The sequence below is a fragment of the Chitinophaga sp. S165 genome, from assembly GCF_003182155.1.
Taxonomy (GTDB): Bacteria; Bacteroidota; Bacteroidia; order Chitinophagales; family Chitinophagaceae; genus Chitinophaga.
In genome coordinates, this window is sequence record NZ_QGTG01000008.1 from 111,515 (window position 1) to 126,463 (window position 14,949).

The following is a 14,949-nucleotide window of genomic DNA, read 5'->3' on the forward strand; positions in this document are numbered from 1 at the left end:
CCTTAACGTATAATTTTATAACACTTCCTGATCAGTTTCTGCTGAAAATCGAAGGGCATGGTCTGGGCTGTAATATCCTTTATTTCGGAAGCCAGTATGCGGTCGCTCTCCAGTACAAAACGGCGGTAGTTATTGCTAAAATAGATCACGCCACCCGGTTTGGTTGCCCTAAGTACTTTGTTCAGGATAGTTACATGGTCCCGTTGGATGTCCAGGAACTCCTTCATACGTTTACTGTTGGAGAAGGTGGGCGGGTCGAGTACTGCGAGATCAAATTCCTCTTCCGGAAGAGTATCCAGGTATTGCAATACGTCGGCATGAACAAAGCTGTGTTTGGTGACATCAAAATTATTCAGGCGCATGTTTTCTTCGGCCCATGCCAGGTAGGTCTTGGACAGGTCTACAGATGTTACCTGACTAGCACCGCCAGCGGCAGCATACACTGAGAAGGAGCCGGTATAACAGAAAAGGTTCAGTACTTTTTTGCCGGCTGAAATCTCTCTTACCATTCCACGGGTAATACGGTGGTCGAGGAAAAGACCGGTATCGAGGTAGTCAGACAGGTTTACCTTGAAATTCAGTCCTGCCTCCTGTACGGTCATCTCATGGCTTTCAAAAGATAGCTTTTCATACTGGTCCTGTCTGCTGGCTTTACGCTGGCGCTGTTTTACGAAGATCTTCTCCAGCGGTACTTCCAGCACTTTGGATATCACCTCCAGACTACTGTCCAGCCAGTTTTCATGCGCTTCTTCATCCATACCATGCGGGCGCTGGTATTCGGCCACATAAATGTGGTCTTCGTACAATTCTATACTGAAGGGGAATTCATTAATATCATCATCATATACCCGGTAACAGGTAATATTCTGCCGGCGGGCAGCTTTGCGCAGGTGTTTGAACACTTTTACCAGCCGGTTTTCCAGCATCTGAAGTTTGGATGGATCGAACATGTATCCTGTAAAAATAAAAAATATAAAAGTAAGAAAGACAAAGGCTGTCCACTTGTGGCGGACAGCCTTTTATAGAGGAAGTATGATTGTAAGTTTTGGGCTTAGCTAAAGATATCCCTTACCTTCTCGAAGAAGCCTTTTTCAGACTTTTCAGGATTAGGCTTAAAGTTATCGGATGCCTGTACCTTTTCCAGGAACGCCTTTTCTTCGCTGCTTACCTGCTGAGGGGTCCATACATTCACATGTATAAGCTGATCACCTTTTTCGTAAGAGTTAACGGAAGGGAAGCCTTTACCTTTCAGGCGGAAGATTTTTCCGCTTTGGGTACCTGCTGGTATTTTAATTTTCGCTTTACCGTCGATGGTCGGTACTTCTACTGAGGTACCAAATACGGCATCAGGGAAGGAGATGTAGAGGTCATAAGCTACATTCAGTCCATCACGTTGCAGTTCGGGATGTGGCTCTTCCTCAATGAGTATGAGCAGATCTCCGGGAGCGCCGCCTCTTTCGCCGGCATTACCTTTTCCGCTCAGGCTCAGTTGCATGCCTTCCTGTACGCCCGCTGGGATGTCGATGTTCACCATTTCTTCGCCATAAACACGACCTTCTCCTTTACAGTGACCGCATTTGCTGGTGATGGTCTGTCCTTCACCATGACAGGTAGGACAGGTAGTTACTGTCTGCATCTGACCCAGGAAGGTCTGTGTCACTTTCCTTACCTGACCGGAACCTCCACAGGTACCACAGGTCTGGAACGCGTTTTTATCCTTCGCACCCAGGCCACTACAGTGGCTACAGGGAACGTATTTTTTAACTTTGATCTTTTTGTTGGCGCCTTTAGCGATCTCTTCGTAGGTAAGACGGATCTTGATGCGCAGATTGGAACCACGGGTCCCTCTGCTGCGTCTGCCGCCACCACCGCCACCGCGGTTACCGCCGAAGAAGCTACCGAAAATATCTTCTCCGAAGATGTCCCCGAAGTTGGAGAAGATATCGTCCATGTTCATATTGCCACCATTGAAGCCGCCACGGCCACCAACGCCAGCGTGTCCGAAACGGTCATATTGCGCCCGTTTGTCGGTATCACTTAATACTTCATAGGCTTCTGCCGCCTCCTTGAATTTTTCCTCCGCCTCTTTGTTGTCGGGGTTTCTATCAGGATGATACTGCATCGCTACTTTGCGGTAGGCCTTTTTTATCTCATCCTGGGAGGCGGACTTGGCTATACCCAGTATTTCGTAGTAATCTCTTTTGGTAGACATATATCACACTAAAGCCGGCAATTTCTGCCGGCATGGTTAATGAAAGCTTTTCTGTCAGAACGTCATTTATTTCCCTACTATTACCTTGGCATGACGTATCAATTTGTCATTCAGGTAGTAACCTTTCTGCATATCGTCAATTACCTTTCCTTTCAGTTCTTCAGAAGGTGCGGGAATTTCAGTGATAGCATCATGTAAGTCAGGATTAAACTCGGTGTGCAAACTTTCCATAGGTTTAAGGCCTTTGGCTTGCAGGGTCGACTTTAACTTATTGAAAACCAGCGAAACACCATCTTTTACGGCATTGATATCGGAGGCATTTTCTATTTGTTTAGCTGCACGCTCACTATCATCCAGCACGTCCAGCAGGGAAATGATCACTTCCTTGTTGGCAGTCTGCATCAGCTCAATACGTTCTTTGGCTGTACGTTTCTTGAAATTGTCAAATTCCGCAACCAGACGAAGGTATTTATCCCTCATTTCGTTCAGCTCCTGCTGTTTTTTATCCAGTTCGCTTTCATCCGCCAAGGCATCGTTGAGGTGTGTGGTGCCGCTCAGATTCTCATCAGCATTAATGTCCGGCATGCCTTTACCACCATTTTCGGTGTCCTGTCCGTTTGTCTGCATATCTTATACGTTTTCTTTTTATGAAGTAATATTGTCTGCAAAGGTACATCAGACAATTAACTTGCCAAGCCGGGAGGAAAAGACAAATTGACACAAGGGCGTATTCAGCATTTAACCCCGGTTTAACCAGGACCCGTCTCTATATCTAAAAGGGCGCTACGCCGTGTCTATCCGTTGTTTGTATATCGTGCGATATAGAAACAACGGCGTAGATACGGCCAAACATGCTTTTAGATATAGAGATCGGTCCCGGCTCGATTGATCTCAAAGGCTTCCAGCTTCTAAATTACCCTTCCTAATCTGTAATTGCCTTACCTTTGCAGCCTGGAAAAAATAGCAATGACCAAAGTTTTTTTAAAGAAAAAGATACAAAACCGTGTACTGCAGGGGCATCCCTGGATATTTGGGAATGAAGTGGGAGAGATTGACGGACCGGTAACTGCCGGCGATACGGTTGACGTATTTACTCATCAGGGCTTTTTTATCGGTAGGGGATATATCAACCCCCAATCCCAGATCCTGGTGCGTTTGCTTACGCGCGATAAAGACGAGCAGATCGATGCTGATTTCTTCTATCGCCGTTTATTGAAAGCCTGGAAATACCGCCAGCAGCTGGGATATGTGGAAAACTGCCGCCTCGTGTTCGGAGAAGCAGACGAAATGCCAGCCCTGGTGATCGATAAATTCAACGACCATTTTGTATTGCAGACGCTGGCATTAGGAATGGACCGCTGGAAAGGCGCTATCGTCGACGCCCTCAATAAGATCTTCTCTCCAAAGGGGATCTATGAGCGTAATGACGTACCCGTACGTGAACTGGAAGGATTACAGCAGCAAAAGGGCTTTTTAAGCGCTCCTTTCGATACAAACGTGATTATCAATGAGAACGGCCTGAAGTTCCATGTAGATATCGAAAACGGGCAGAAAACTGGCTATTTCCTCGATCAACAGGATAACCGTCGTGCCATTCAGCATATCGTAAAGGGAGCCGACGTCCTGGAAGCATTCTGCTACACAGGTACCTTCTCCTGCCATGCTGGTCATTATGGTGCTAAGAGCGTACTGGGCCTGGACATTTCCGAGCATGCCGTTAATACCGCCCGCCGTAACGCCACCCTGAACAATCTGGACGACATCTGTAAGTTCCAGGCTGTCAATGCATTTGATGTCCTGAAACAGTGGACACGTGAGGAGAAGAAGTTCGATGTGGTCATCCTGGACCCGCCGGCCTTTACCAAAAGCCGTGAAAACATCCAGAAAGCGATCACCGGGTATAAGGAGATCAACCTGCGTGGTATGAAGCTGCTGAAACCGGGAGGTTTCCTCGTAACAGCTTCCTGTACAAACCTGGTACCGCCTTCCCTCTTCCTGGAGATCATCGATATGGCTGCAAAGGACGCTAAAAAGAAACTGCGTCAGGTAACCTTCCAGACACAGGCCCAGGACCATCCTATCCTGTGGAATATTGAGAACACGACCTACCTGAAATTCCTTATCGTAGAAGTACAGTAAGCGGATATCAGCAAAACATAAAAAGGGGCCCGTTTTATACGGACCCCTTTTCTTTTATAAGTCGTTAGAAGGAAATGTCTGAAGAATTATTTAACTACGTTGAACTTACCCGATTCTACCAGGTTACCCTGACGGTCCCTCAACTGGAAAATATATACACCACTGTAATATTTATCTAATTCAATCGTAGTACGTGCGTTCAGGTTTTTAAACTGATCTATTCTCTTTCCCAGAAAATTAAAGACAATAAGATCATAACCTTGCTCGTTATTGTTCTGTAATTCGAAATTAATCCTGCTGGTTGCCGGGTTTGGATATAGCTTCACGATCTTACTACCTCCATCGGAAAATGGAGAAGTTTTAGCGCTTTGTGCACGGCTGGCTAGGGACGCCAGGCAGAGGAAGCAAGTAAGTAATAGTGTAGAGGTTTTCCACATACCCGTAAAGATAAAGATTTTTTCAAATATTAGTCGATTTATTTCACAATATCATCCTATGTAAAAATAACAAATGGCAAGCCAAAAAAGATGACTTGCCATTAGTTTTTTAAAAAATTTAACGCTTTTTGATATTTTTTATTGCAGGCTACTGAGCGTGTTCTTAACTGCTTCAAAATCAGGTAACTGTTTTGCCTCTTCTAACACCTCCGCATATCTGATCACCCCATCTTTATCCACAACAAAGGCTGCTCTTTTAGAAACTCCCTTCAGGTCCAGCATAAATTGCTCATAAAAAGCGCCGTAAGCCGGAGAAGCTTCCTTATTAAAGTCTGACAACAACGGAAAATTCAGGTTCTGGTCCGTTTTAAACTGCTTCAGCGTGAAAGGAGAGTCGACAGATATACCCACCACCGTCGAATTCAAACCCTCATAAGTCGCTATATTGTCCCTGATACTGCAAAGTTCCGCGGTACAGGTACTGGTAAATGCCATCGGGAAAAATAGGATCACCAGGTTCTGTCCTTTAAAATCGTCCAGGGAGACTTTCTGCCTTTCGGTATTAACGAGCGAAAAGGCCGGAGCTTTGGCACCAATTGTTACATTCATCTGTTATCTGTTTACGTTATTGAAGTCAGATGTAAAGGTAACAATTGGTGCTGCAATTTAGAACCGCGGACAGTGTATGCTTTCCAGCGTGCTGTTCCGGCTGTTAAGGAATCCTTTGAATACCAGTGAAAGCTCAAAACCTCCGAAAGTATTACTGGCTGTTTTTAACTTCGAAATATTCGCATCGTATGTTACGCCCACCTCATACTTTTCCATGTCGAGACGGAAAGAAGGGATAATAGCATCTTTATAACGCATATAGGCCCCGAAATAGAATGCCCTGGTACTTTCCATGCCATCGTCATACAGGCTGTAACCCAACAGTGCTCCTCCCAGGTATTCTGAGTAGGCGCCCATATGGATCTCGTTGTACTGGGCAATGAACTTCAGTCTTTCCTGCAGCGGGAAGGTGATCCCGGCATTGACAGTAAACTTGGGGTCCATCGCGATGCTGGCGTCTTTGAAGAACGACAGTTTCGGGCGATTGAAGTGGAACACGGCAGCGCCGATATAATAGGTCACCTGCTCGTCCACACCCAGTGTACTGTTAAAGCTGATACCGGCGCCTGCGTCAAGGTAAGAGTATCCGCGCAGCGCCAGTCTGCCTTCTTCTCCGGTGGCCGCCGTAGGATCGAACTGGCCGCCGTTGTACTGGTTATTGAAGGTCAGCTTGGTGGCGTCGAACTGTCGCTGTACAATTCCCCCGGTAAATCCTACCGAAAGGAACATGTTCTTGTCCTGGCTGAGTGATTTGTGGTAATTCACAGCTGGTAATGCCTGTACTGATTGCAGGCGGGCCGTACCAGCCCTGTCATATGTGAATTGCAGGCCTGCGGTCACAAAATCCTCGCTATTCCCAACGGGGAATTTAAGTTCTGCGCTTAAGGTGCCTGTCTGGTATGGTATAGTAACGCTGTTCCATTGATTCCTGTATACAGCCTGGATACGGTAGTCGCCGTTAAAGAGGCCTATCAGTGCCGGATTACGTAAGATCGGTGTTTCATAAAACTGGGACAGGTGAATGTCCTGTGCTACCAGTGATTGTGTGCTGCAAAGGCACAGTGCCACTAACAGTTTTCTACAATTCATTCTCATGCTGGCATATTTTATAGTCATACGGTTGTTGATGGGATGCTGGCAGGTATATTACCTTACCAGCATTACGTTTCCTTTAAGTGTAAAAGTTTCGTTTGAGTCGCAAACCAGTTCTGCCACGTAAATAAACACGTCCGGATTAGCTGGCAGGCCATTCACACGACCATCCCATCCATATGCCGGATCTTCAATGTTAAAGTTGGTCCTTTCAAACACCTGTTGTCCCCAACGGTTATATATCCTGAATGATTTAGCTGCTTTCATACCCTTACCCCTGATGTAGAAGATGTCATTCGCTCCGTCATTGTTCGGTGTGAACGTGTTAGGAAGGAATATCACGCCTTGTGAACATACCAGGTTGATGGTTACATCGTCCAGTGTAGTACAACCATAAGCGTTAGTCACTTTTACATGATAGGTAGTGTTCTCTCTCGGAGTAGCTGTTGGCGTCAGACAATCCACACAGTTCAGTGAGTTGACCGGCCACCATTCTATCTGGGTAATATCGTTGCTGCCTGTAACCGGTAACTGTACCGCTGTACCTACAGGTACTTCCATGTCAGGACCTGCATTTACAACAGGCGCTTCATGTATGGTAACAGTGGCCGCTTTTGTATCTGTAAAGCAATTGTCGTTACCATATCCTGTTACCTGGTAAGTAGTGGTCTGGGAAGGAGTAGCAAGTGGATTTGCGATATCCGGATTGCTCAGACCGTCTGAAGGCGTCCATTTATAAGTAACAGCTCCTTCTGCATGTAACTGTACTGCTCCGCCGGCGCAAACATCTGCATCACTTACCTGTACAGTGAACGGTTCTGATACGGTCACTTTAACGTCCGCTTCGGCACTACAACCGGCAGTGTTTACAACTGTTACGTGGTAAGTTGTGTCGATATCTGGCGTTACGGTCGGTGAGGCGCTTTTAAAATCAGAAATATTGTAGTCTGTCCATGTGATATCAACACCCGCTTCTGTATTTGCCTGCAACGTAAGTGTCTGACCCTGACAAAGTACAGCCTCAGTTGGCGTTGGCGAAAGTGTCGGATAAGCTGCTATCTCGACATTCTGAGTAGCTGTGTCGGCGCAAAGACCGCTGGCAGTGGTGATGATCAGTTCTGCAGGATAGATGCCCGGTTGCGGATAAGTGATAGAAGGAGGCGTCTGTACCGGATATTGCTGACCGTTCGTAGTCCAGTTCCAGGTAGTACCTGGCAGATTCCTGGTGTCTGTTCCTACCAGCTGTATCGCGGTGCCAAGACATACAGGAGGTATTGGTGTGATCTCTGCAAGAGGTTTCGCTTCTATTACTATCTGCATTGTCGTATCCTTCACACAACCATAGTAACTGGTAGCAGTTAATGTCACGGTATAATTGCCCGGAGTATCATAAAGGAAAGAAGGATTAGGACCTGTAGCCACATCATCTGTACGGCCGGAGATACCGAAGTCCCATACATAGGTAGGTGTAAAACCATCATCGATGGAAACGCCTTTGGTAGAATCACTGAAGAATACTGTTCCGCCATCGCAAGCCTGGGTCACGTCAGCCGAGAAAGCCGGTGTGATCTTGTCCACCGTTACCTTTGGACTACCTATCGCAGCAACAGTACATCCGCGCTGGTCTTCCAGCAATACTACCGGATAGTACACACCTTCTTTCTGATAAGTATAAGCCGGAGAAACAGGAGTAGTGGTACGTACGGAATATCCATCTCCAAAGTCCCAGATAAAACGTTGTGCCGTCGGCGCTACTGCTGTCATGGTAGCTGTCAGCGGCCAGCAGCCTGATTCAGGTGTTACGGAGAAGCTTCCGTCAGGTCCTGCTATCACGATGTCTTTAGGTCCTGCTACCGGGCTTGCGCAACCGCCTTGTGAATAAACGGTCAGCGTAACCGGGAAGGTGCCGGGCCTGATATAGTTATGTGTTGGATTTACCTCGTCAGATGAACTACCGTCTCCGAAAGACCAGGATGTTCTGACATAATCGGAAGAGCGGTTAGTAAACTGTACTATCACCGGCGGACAGATATCTCCTGCTACAGTAGGGAAGATAAAGTCTGCGATCGGGTTAGGTACTCTGAGGAAATCTGTTGCTTCCGTGTGAGCAGTACAACCGTTGGCACTGGTTACATCCAGTGTTACAGTGTATTTACCCTCGGCGGTATAAATATGTGCCGGATCTTTATCTGTGCTTGTACCGCCATCGCCGAATGTCCAGGCATAGGTCAGCGGTTCGGTTACAGAAGTATTATTAAACTGGAAAGGTATACCCAGACACGCAATGCTGTCCCTGCCATTGAAGCTGGCCGTGATATTCGGGATTTCGACAATCAGTGTTGAGTCGTCAGTACAACCTGTATTGTCTGTTACAGTAAGCTTTACCGGATAAGTGTTCGGTGTACTGTAAGTATGTGTGATACCGATTGGTTGAGTGGTATAATCTACCGGAGCTGAACCGTCGCCAAAATCAAATCTCCAGTTGACGATCGTATTACCGGCACGGGTGGTTGACTGATCGGTGAATGTAACAGGCTCGTCTTTACACTGGCGCGGATCAATTGTGAAGTTTGATACAGAGCCGTTTACTTCTACTGTTAATGGATCTGATGTGAGCACACAACCGTTTACGTCAGTAGCGCTGAATGTTACGATGTAAGTTCCTGCATTTCTGTAAGTGATCACTGGTCTCCTGGTGTTGGTACCTGTTCTGCCGTCGCCGAAATTCCATCTGAAGGAAAGAATAGTTCCAGGAATAGGAGGAGGTGAACTAAAGGCGATGGAAGAACCGAGACAAACAACACTTGGCGTTGCATCGATGGTCGGCTTTTCAGTAATGATCCTGATAACCGCAGAATAAGTAGAGGTACACGTACCGTTAGATACGGTCAGCACAACAGTGTACGTACCATCGCCCGCCCAGGTATGGGTAGGGGATGGGGTATTGTCGGTGGTGCCGTCTCCGAAATCCCAGGAGTAAGTTCCCACAGGACCTGTTCCCCAGTTGGTATTATCTGTAAATGTCCTTGTATAACGGTTGTTACAATCCGGTGTACTGATCGTGAAGTTTGCGATCGGCGCAAGTGTTTCAATATAATCCGTCTTGGTGATGCTTTGTGAACAGCCGCTGTTGGTAACTGTCAGCGTTACATCGTGCATGCCGATGGTATTGAACACATATGATGGATTCCTCACTGTAGCAGTACCGTTACTTCCACTGTTTTCTTCAAATATCCATTGGTATGTTAAACCATTGAGGTTCTGTGTAAGGTTCGTAAAATTGAACACGGTCGGCTGACAACCACTTGTTTTATCGACAGTGAAGTCAGGTGCTACAGGGCGGCCTGCAAGCACCTGGTAGGTGGCTGTCTGTGTACAACCTCCTTGCGTGGTAATGGTCAGGGAGATGTTATACCTGCCCTGCGTTGCATATACGTGTGAAGGAGTTGGAAGGGTAGAAGTAGTTCCATCTCCAAAGTTCCATGCGTAGGATACAACCGGATCAGGGCTCACGATGGTGGTGCCGAAGTTTGCGGTCAGCGGTATACAACCTCTGTTTGTCCCGGTTATGGCCAGTGTTGGTTTCCGGATGGTAATTGAGTTGATAGCGGAATCTTTACAACCTGCAGCACTGGTGGCAATCACTTTCACGTTGAAGGTGCCCTCTGTCGTGAAATTGTGCAGCGGGTTCTGTATGTTGCCCGTAGTACCATCTCCGAAGTTCCATGCCCAGGCGTTAGCACCGGTGCCGGAAGAGGTGAACTGTACATTTACCGGAACGGAACATGCACTGGTTGGCGACATAGTGAAATTCACTGTCGGCGGTGCAGAAATAGTAAAGTTCCTGGTAACAACAGCTTCACAACCATCCGAAGTAATAGACCGCATGCTAACGGAATAATTACCCGGAGTAGCGAAACTCTTTACCGCGTTTATGGTATTCTGCACGGTACCGTCAGAGAATGTCCAGACAGCAGAAACCGGAGCAGGTTGCGTAGTATTGGTGAAAGTCACATTAGTACCGGAACAGGCAGCCTGCTGAATGGAGAAATTGGCCTGTGCGGTAGCTACTACGATATAGTTGTTAGATGTGATGGTCTGTGTACATCCATCCGCCGTGGTAGCTGTCAGTCTTACTGTGAAATTGCCATTGCTGGTATAATCGTGGCTGGGGTGCTGATCGGGGCTGGTAGTACCATCTCCGAAGTCCCATAAATAAGTAACAGCCGGTAGTGTACCGACTGTATTCAACGTAGTTGTATTGGTAAAGTTGACAGTAACCGGTATACGGCAACCGCCTCTGTTGTTACTTGTAAAAGATACCTGTGGGGTAGGATTCACCTGCAGGATCTGCGAGCCACTGTTAGTACAGCCAAAGCTGTTTGTAACAATGGACGTGGCTACAATGCCGCCCCCTTTGTCATAGGTATGCGTAGCGCTCGATCCCGTGGCTACATTACCGTCCCCGAAGTCCCAGTTGATGCTGGTGATCGTTCCGTCCCCAGGAGTTGACTGGTCCCGGAATGTTACGTTCAGGGGAGTACAACCCGTGATAGGGGAGGTGGAAAACACTACATTCGGTTTGTCGTAAACATTCACGACATGTTGAACCGAACTTACTTGTCCGTTAGGAAAAGTTACAGTCAGGACCACGTTAAAAGTACCTGGCCTGTTAAAGGAGCGCGTAGGGTTCCATAAGGTTGATTTGGCCCCACCGTCTCCAAAGTCCCATGAGGCACTTCCGACAGGGCTTGACTGATTTAAAAACTGAACGAAGACGGCGCCGCAACCACTCCAGTTGTCGGCTGTAAACTCTACCGTGTTCTGAGACTGTGCCTTGGCACCAGAAAGCAGGAAAAACACTACGAAGTATGACAAAGCATACCAGAAGTGCGTAAATTGGCGTAGGTGTTGGTGTTTCATTTTCCGGATATGGCCTTTGTCAATAGACTCCAGCACAGGGTGAAAAATAAATTGTAAAAAATAAACAAATTGAAAAAAATACTGATCCGTAACGATTAAAACGTAAACTTTGCACAAACAGTTCAGGGGCTGTCCCAATAGCACACAAATGTTATTCCAATGCAGCACTTACGAACAATTTACGGAAGTACAAGCTCGACAATATATAGCAAAAATATGATTTATAAATATTATACATACGTCGCATCGGTAGGTTTACTTGTTTCAGTAATGAGTAGTGCACAGGCGCAGCAGGTAGATGTAGCTGTGTTTCAGCAGTCTATACAGAAAAAGGAGGCGCAGGTTTTTGATGTACGGACGGCCGGGGAGTTCAATTCCGGCCATCTTCACAATGCATTACAGGCCGATTATACCAAAAAGCAGGAATTTGCTGAAAGAGTACAATACCTGGACAAACAACAACCCATATATGTATATTGTTTAAGCGGCGGACGCAGTACTGCGGCGGCTAAATGGATGCGTGACAATGGTTTCCGGGAGGTGATAGAACTGAAAGGCGGGATCAACGCCTGGAAGCAGGCCGGCCTGGCCGTGGAGGGTGTAACCAACCAGCAACAGATGAGTGTAGATACTTTTCACACGGTTATAGCATCCGGAGAGGTGTTGGTGGATGTCGGCGCTGAATGGTGCCCTCCCTGCAAAAAGATGGAACCCGTATTACAGGCATACCTGAAAGAGCATAAGGCAGTACACCTGTTGAAAGTGGACGGAGGGCGTGACCGCGAGGTGATGCAGGTTATTAACGCCACTTCCCTGCCTACTTTTATCCTTTACAAAGACGGCAGGGAAGTGTGGCGCAAAGAGGGGGTATCCGATAAATTATAAGCCGTAGATATCTCCGAATTTTTGTGTGGCGTACTCCAGGAAATAACTGAAGTCCAGGGGCTTACCGGTTATTTTTTCACACAACTCATTGGAGGTGTAATAACGGCCATATTGGTGTACCTGTTGACGTAACCAGGTTAGCAGCTCATCATACTTGCCGGCAGCGATCTGGCCGGTTAAACCGGGGATCTGTTGCTGCGCTGTAGCAAAGAACTGCGCTGCATAGAAACTGCCAAGAGAATAGGTTGGGAAATAACCAAAGCTGCCGTGCGACCAGTGGATGTCCTGTAAAACGCCCTGCGTATCATTCGGAACATCTACATGCAGAAATTCCTTATAGTAGGAATTCCATATCTCGCGAAGGTCCTTAGTCTGATAAGTCCCATCCAGTAATCCTTTCTCAATTTCGTAACGTACCATCACGTGAAAATGATAGGTCAGTTCATCTGCCTCCGTACGGATCAGGGACGGCTGTACCAGGTTGATGGCTTTGTAGAAGTCCTGCAGACTGACAGTACCCAGGTTGTCAGGGAAGAGCTGCTGTAACTGCGGATAATGATGTTCCCAGAAAACGAGACTGCGCCCTACATTATTCTCCCATAGCCGGGACTGCGATTCATGAATGCCCAGACTGGCAGCCTCTCCGGAGGGTAGTCCATAAGCCGCTGTATCAAGTCCCTGCTCATACAAAGCATGTCCGCCTTCGTGGATACAGCTCCAGGTCATATTGCCGAAATCTTTCTCGTCAATCCGGGTGGTCACCCTTACGTCCTGTGGATTGAAACTGGTGGTGAACGGATGTTCTGATACATCTTGCCTGCCCGCGCCCATATCGTAGCCCATAGCCTTTAACAGCTGTATACCAAACTCCCACTGACGGTTCCGGTCATAATGCAGGTGCAGGAAATCCTTTTTCACTTGCGGCCGTTGCTCAATGCTGCGCAGCAAAGGGGTAAGTGCTGTTTTAACATCAGCAAACACCTTGTCCAGCATGGTGGTTGTGGCTCCCTTTTCATACTCATTCAGCAGGGCATTGTAGGGGTGTCCCTCATATCCCAGGATGTCGGCTTCTTTTCTTTTCAATTCTACCATCCTGTTCAGCACAGGCTGAAAAACAGCATAGCTGCCTTCCTTGCGGGCATTGATCCAGGCGTGATAACATTCATTGGTAGTTTGCGACAGTTCCGCGACAAAGCTGGCCGGGTATTTTTTGTTCTTCTGGTAATCCTCCAGGGACAGCGTAATGTTCTTTGCTGCTACAGGTTCCAGGTTTTGTTTCTCTTTGTTGAGCGTTTCCAGCAGTTCTCCCAGCTGGTTTGCCGTGAACAGTTCATGGGAAAGGGAACTGAGGGTCGTGATCTGCTGTCCGCGGAACGCCGCTCCTTTCTCCGGCAGATAGGTTTCCTGGTCCCAGCTAAGTACGGCAATCGCATTCCGGATGTCTGCGATCTGCTGCATCTTCCCTTTATAGGTTTCGTATTGTGTTGCTGTAGATAAGGTCTGTGCCATGCTGTTGATTTTGTGCAAAAGTAGGGGTAAATTACCGCCAATATGAAGATAAGGGATATTACCAATGCCATAGCGGCATTTGCACCATTACAATACCAGGAAAGTTACGACAATGCAGGGCTGCTGTTTGGCAGTGCGGATTGGGAGGTAACCGGTGTATTACTGACGCTGGACGCTACCGAAGCTGTGATAGACGAGGCTATTGCCAGAAAATGTAATCTGGTGGTGGCTCATCATCCCATTGTTTTCGGCGGACTGAAAAAGATCAATGGCAGTAACTATGTGGAAAGGGTGGCTATAAAAGCCATCAAGAACGATATTGCCGTTTATGCCGCCCATACAAACCTGGACAATGTACGGAACGGCGTGTGTGAAATGATGGCCCGCCGCCTGGCATTGAAGGATTGTACCGTTCTGTCGCCCAAAAAGGAGTTGCTGCGTAAGCTCTATACATTTGTGCCACAGGCAGATGCAGAGAAGGTGCGGACTGCCCTCTTTGCAGCCGGCGCCGGACATATTGGCGCATATAGCGAGTGCAGTTACAACGTGGAGGGAACGGGTACCTTTAAAGGGGAAGAAGGCACGAATCCCCACGTGGGTAAGGCCGGAGAGCAGCACACGGAGGCCGAAACAAAGGTGGAGGTGATATTTCCCGTATATTTGGAACAATATGTGATCAGAGCATTGCTGGACAGCCATCCATATGAAGAGGTGGCATATGATATTGTGAAACTGGAGAATGCATATGCGCAGGTGGGTTCCGGACTGGTAGGGTACCTGAAAGAGCCGATGGATGAGGACACCTTTCTGCGTTGGGTAAAACAGCAATTCGACACGGGATGCGTGAGATATACACCACTCAGGGGGAAACCTGTAAAGAAAGTGGCCCTCTGTGGAGGAGCCGGTAGTTTTCTCCTGAAAAAGGCCATATCAGCAGGGGCCGATGCGTATATATCAGCCGACTTTAAATATCATGAATTTTTTGATGCTGAAAATCAAATAGTTATAGCGGATGTAGGGCATTTCGAGAGTGAGCAGTTTACGGTTGAATTATTTTATCATATATTGACTGAAAAATTCCCTAATTTTGCGCCTCTTAAATCTACAATTCGTACAAATCCGGTAAATTACTTATAAAAACAT

General features: G+C 47.2%; 11 protein-coding genes. 3 read left to right on the forward strand and 8 right to left on the reverse strand.

Features of this window, described 5'->3' with window-relative positions:
• Positions 1–2: 2 nt before the first annotated feature.
• The 3 genes from C7475_RS25405 to C7475_RS25415 all read right to left on the reverse strand — a co-directional run bounded on the left by C7475_RS25405 (position 3) and on the right by C7475_RS25415 (position 2,839).
• A complete protein-coding gene (locus C7475_RS25405) occupies positions 3–950 on the reverse strand; it encodes a class I SAM-dependent methyltransferase (protein WP_110056225.1) in 948 nt (315 codons plus the stop codon).
• A 101-nt stretch (positions 951–1,051) separates the two neighbouring features.
• Entirely contained in the window at positions 1,052–2,212 is a 1,161-nt protein-coding gene (dnaJ, locus tag C7475_RS25410; protein WP_110056226.1) for a molecular chaperone DnaJ, read from the reverse strand.
• Between the two features lie 66 nt (positions 2,213–2,278).
• Positions 2,279–2,839 carry a nucleotide exchange factor GrpE gene (locus C7475_RS25415; RefSeq protein WP_110056227.1) on the reverse strand — a complete coding sequence of 187 codons (561 nt, stop codon included), beginning with the start codon at positions 2,837–2,839 and terminating at the stop codon, positions 2,279–2,281.
• Positions 2,840–3,178: 339 nt separating this feature from the next.
• Here C7475_RS25415 and C7475_RS25420 point away from each other — a divergent pair, with 339 nt between their 5' ends.
• Positions 3,179–4,351 carry a class I SAM-dependent rRNA methyltransferase gene (locus tag C7475_RS25420; protein ID WP_110056228.1) on the forward strand — a complete coding sequence of 391 codons (1,173 nt, stop codon included), beginning with the start codon at positions 3,179–3,181 and terminating at the stop codon, positions 4,349–4,351.
• An 86-nt stretch (positions 4,352–4,437) separates the two neighbouring features.
• On the opposite strand, the gene C7475_RS25425 is transcribed toward C7475_RS25420, so the two are convergent.
• From C7475_RS25425 to C7475_RS25440, 4 genes are all read right to left on the reverse strand, one after another.
• Entirely contained in the window at positions 4,438–4,788 is a 351-nt protein-coding gene (locus tag C7475_RS25425; RefSeq protein ID WP_110056229.1) for a T9SS type A sorting domain-containing protein, read from the reverse strand.
• A 138-nt stretch (positions 4,789–4,926) separates the two neighbouring features.
• Complete coding sequence (locus C7475_RS25430; RefSeq protein WP_110056230.1) at positions 4,927–5,397, reverse strand: redoxin domain-containing protein; 471 nt, start codon at positions 5,395–5,397, stop codon at positions 4,927–4,929.
• Between the two features lie 57 nt (positions 5,398–5,454).
• Positions 5,455–6,492, reverse strand: coding sequence for a PorP/SprF family type IX secretion system membrane protein (locus C7475_RS25435; RefSeq protein WP_158286616.1), 1,038 nt, complete (start codon positions 6,490–6,492; stop codon positions 5,455–5,457).
• A 51-nt stretch (positions 6,493–6,543) separates the two neighbouring features.
• The gene (locus C7475_RS25440; protein ID WP_146217649.1) at positions 6,544–11,412 is read right to left on the reverse strand and encodes a PKD domain-containing protein; all 4,869 of its coding nucleotides are present in this window, start codon (positions 11,410–11,412) and stop codon (positions 6,544–6,546) included.
• 216 nt (positions 11,413–11,628) lie between these two features.
• Between C7475_RS25440 and C7475_RS25445 the strand changes: the two genes are divergently transcribed.
• Complete coding sequence (locus tag C7475_RS25445) at positions 11,629–12,297, forward strand: rhodanese-like domain-containing protein (RefSeq protein ID WP_158286617.1); 669 nt, start codon at positions 11,629–11,631, stop codon at positions 12,295–12,297.
• On the opposite strand, the gene C7475_RS25450 is transcribed toward C7475_RS25445, so the two are convergent.
• Entirely contained in the window at positions 12,292–13,806 is a 1,515-nt protein-coding gene (locus tag C7475_RS25450; protein WP_110056234.1) for a carboxypeptidase M32, read from the reverse strand. The genes C7475_RS25445 and C7475_RS25450 overlap by 6 nt on opposite strands.
• A 42-nt stretch (positions 13,807–13,848) precedes the next feature.
• Between C7475_RS25450 and C7475_RS25455 the strand changes: the two genes are divergently transcribed.
• Entirely contained in the window at positions 13,849–14,943 is a 1,095-nt protein-coding gene (locus C7475_RS25455) for a Nif3-like dinuclear metal center hexameric protein (RefSeq protein WP_110056235.1), read from the forward strand.
• Positions 14,944–14,949: the final 6 nt, after the last annotated feature.

Excerpts from the sequence above, each read along its gene's own strand:
- C7475_RS25405 (WP_110056225.1), bottom strand. The coding sequence starts at position 950 with ATGTTCGATCCATCCAAACTTCAGATGCTGGAAAACCGGCTGGTAAAA.
- dnaJ (WP_110056226.1), bottom strand. The coding sequence starts at position 2,212 with ATGTCTACCAAAAGAGATTACTACGAAATACTGGGTATAGCCAAGTCC.
- C7475_RS25415 (WP_110056227.1), bottom strand. The coding sequence starts at position 2,839 with ATGCAGACAAACGGACAGGACACCGAAAATGGTGGTAAAGGCATGCCG.
- C7475_RS25420 (WP_110056228.1), top strand. The coding sequence starts at position 3,179 with ATGACCAAAGTTTTTTTAAAGAAAAAGATACAAAACCGTGTACTGCAG.
- C7475_RS25425 (WP_110056229.1), bottom strand. The coding sequence starts at position 4,788 with ATGTGGAAAACCTCTACACTATTACTTACTTGCTTCCTCTGCCTGGCG.
- C7475_RS25430 (WP_110056230.1), bottom strand. The coding sequence starts at position 5,397 with ATGAATGTAACAATTGGTGCCAAAGCTCCGGCCTTTTCGCTCGTTAAT.
- C7475_RS25435 (WP_158286616.1), bottom strand. The coding sequence starts at position 6,492 with ATGAGAATGAATTGTAGAAAACTGTTAGTGGCACTGTGCCTTTGCAGC.
- C7475_RS25440 (WP_146217649.1), bottom strand. The coding sequence starts at position 11,412 with ATGAAACACCAACACCTACGCCAATTTACGCACTTCTGGTATGCTTTG.
- C7475_RS25445 (WP_158286617.1), top strand. The coding sequence starts at position 11,629 with ATGATTTATAAATATTATACATACGTCGCATCGGTAGGTTTACTTGTT.
- C7475_RS25450 (WP_110056234.1), bottom strand. The coding sequence starts at position 13,806 with ATGGCACAGACCTTATCTACAGCAACACAATACGAAACCTATAAAGGG.
- C7475_RS25455 (WP_110056235.1), top strand. The coding sequence starts at position 13,849 with ATGAAGATAAGGGATATTACCAATGCCATAGCGGCATTTGCACCATTA.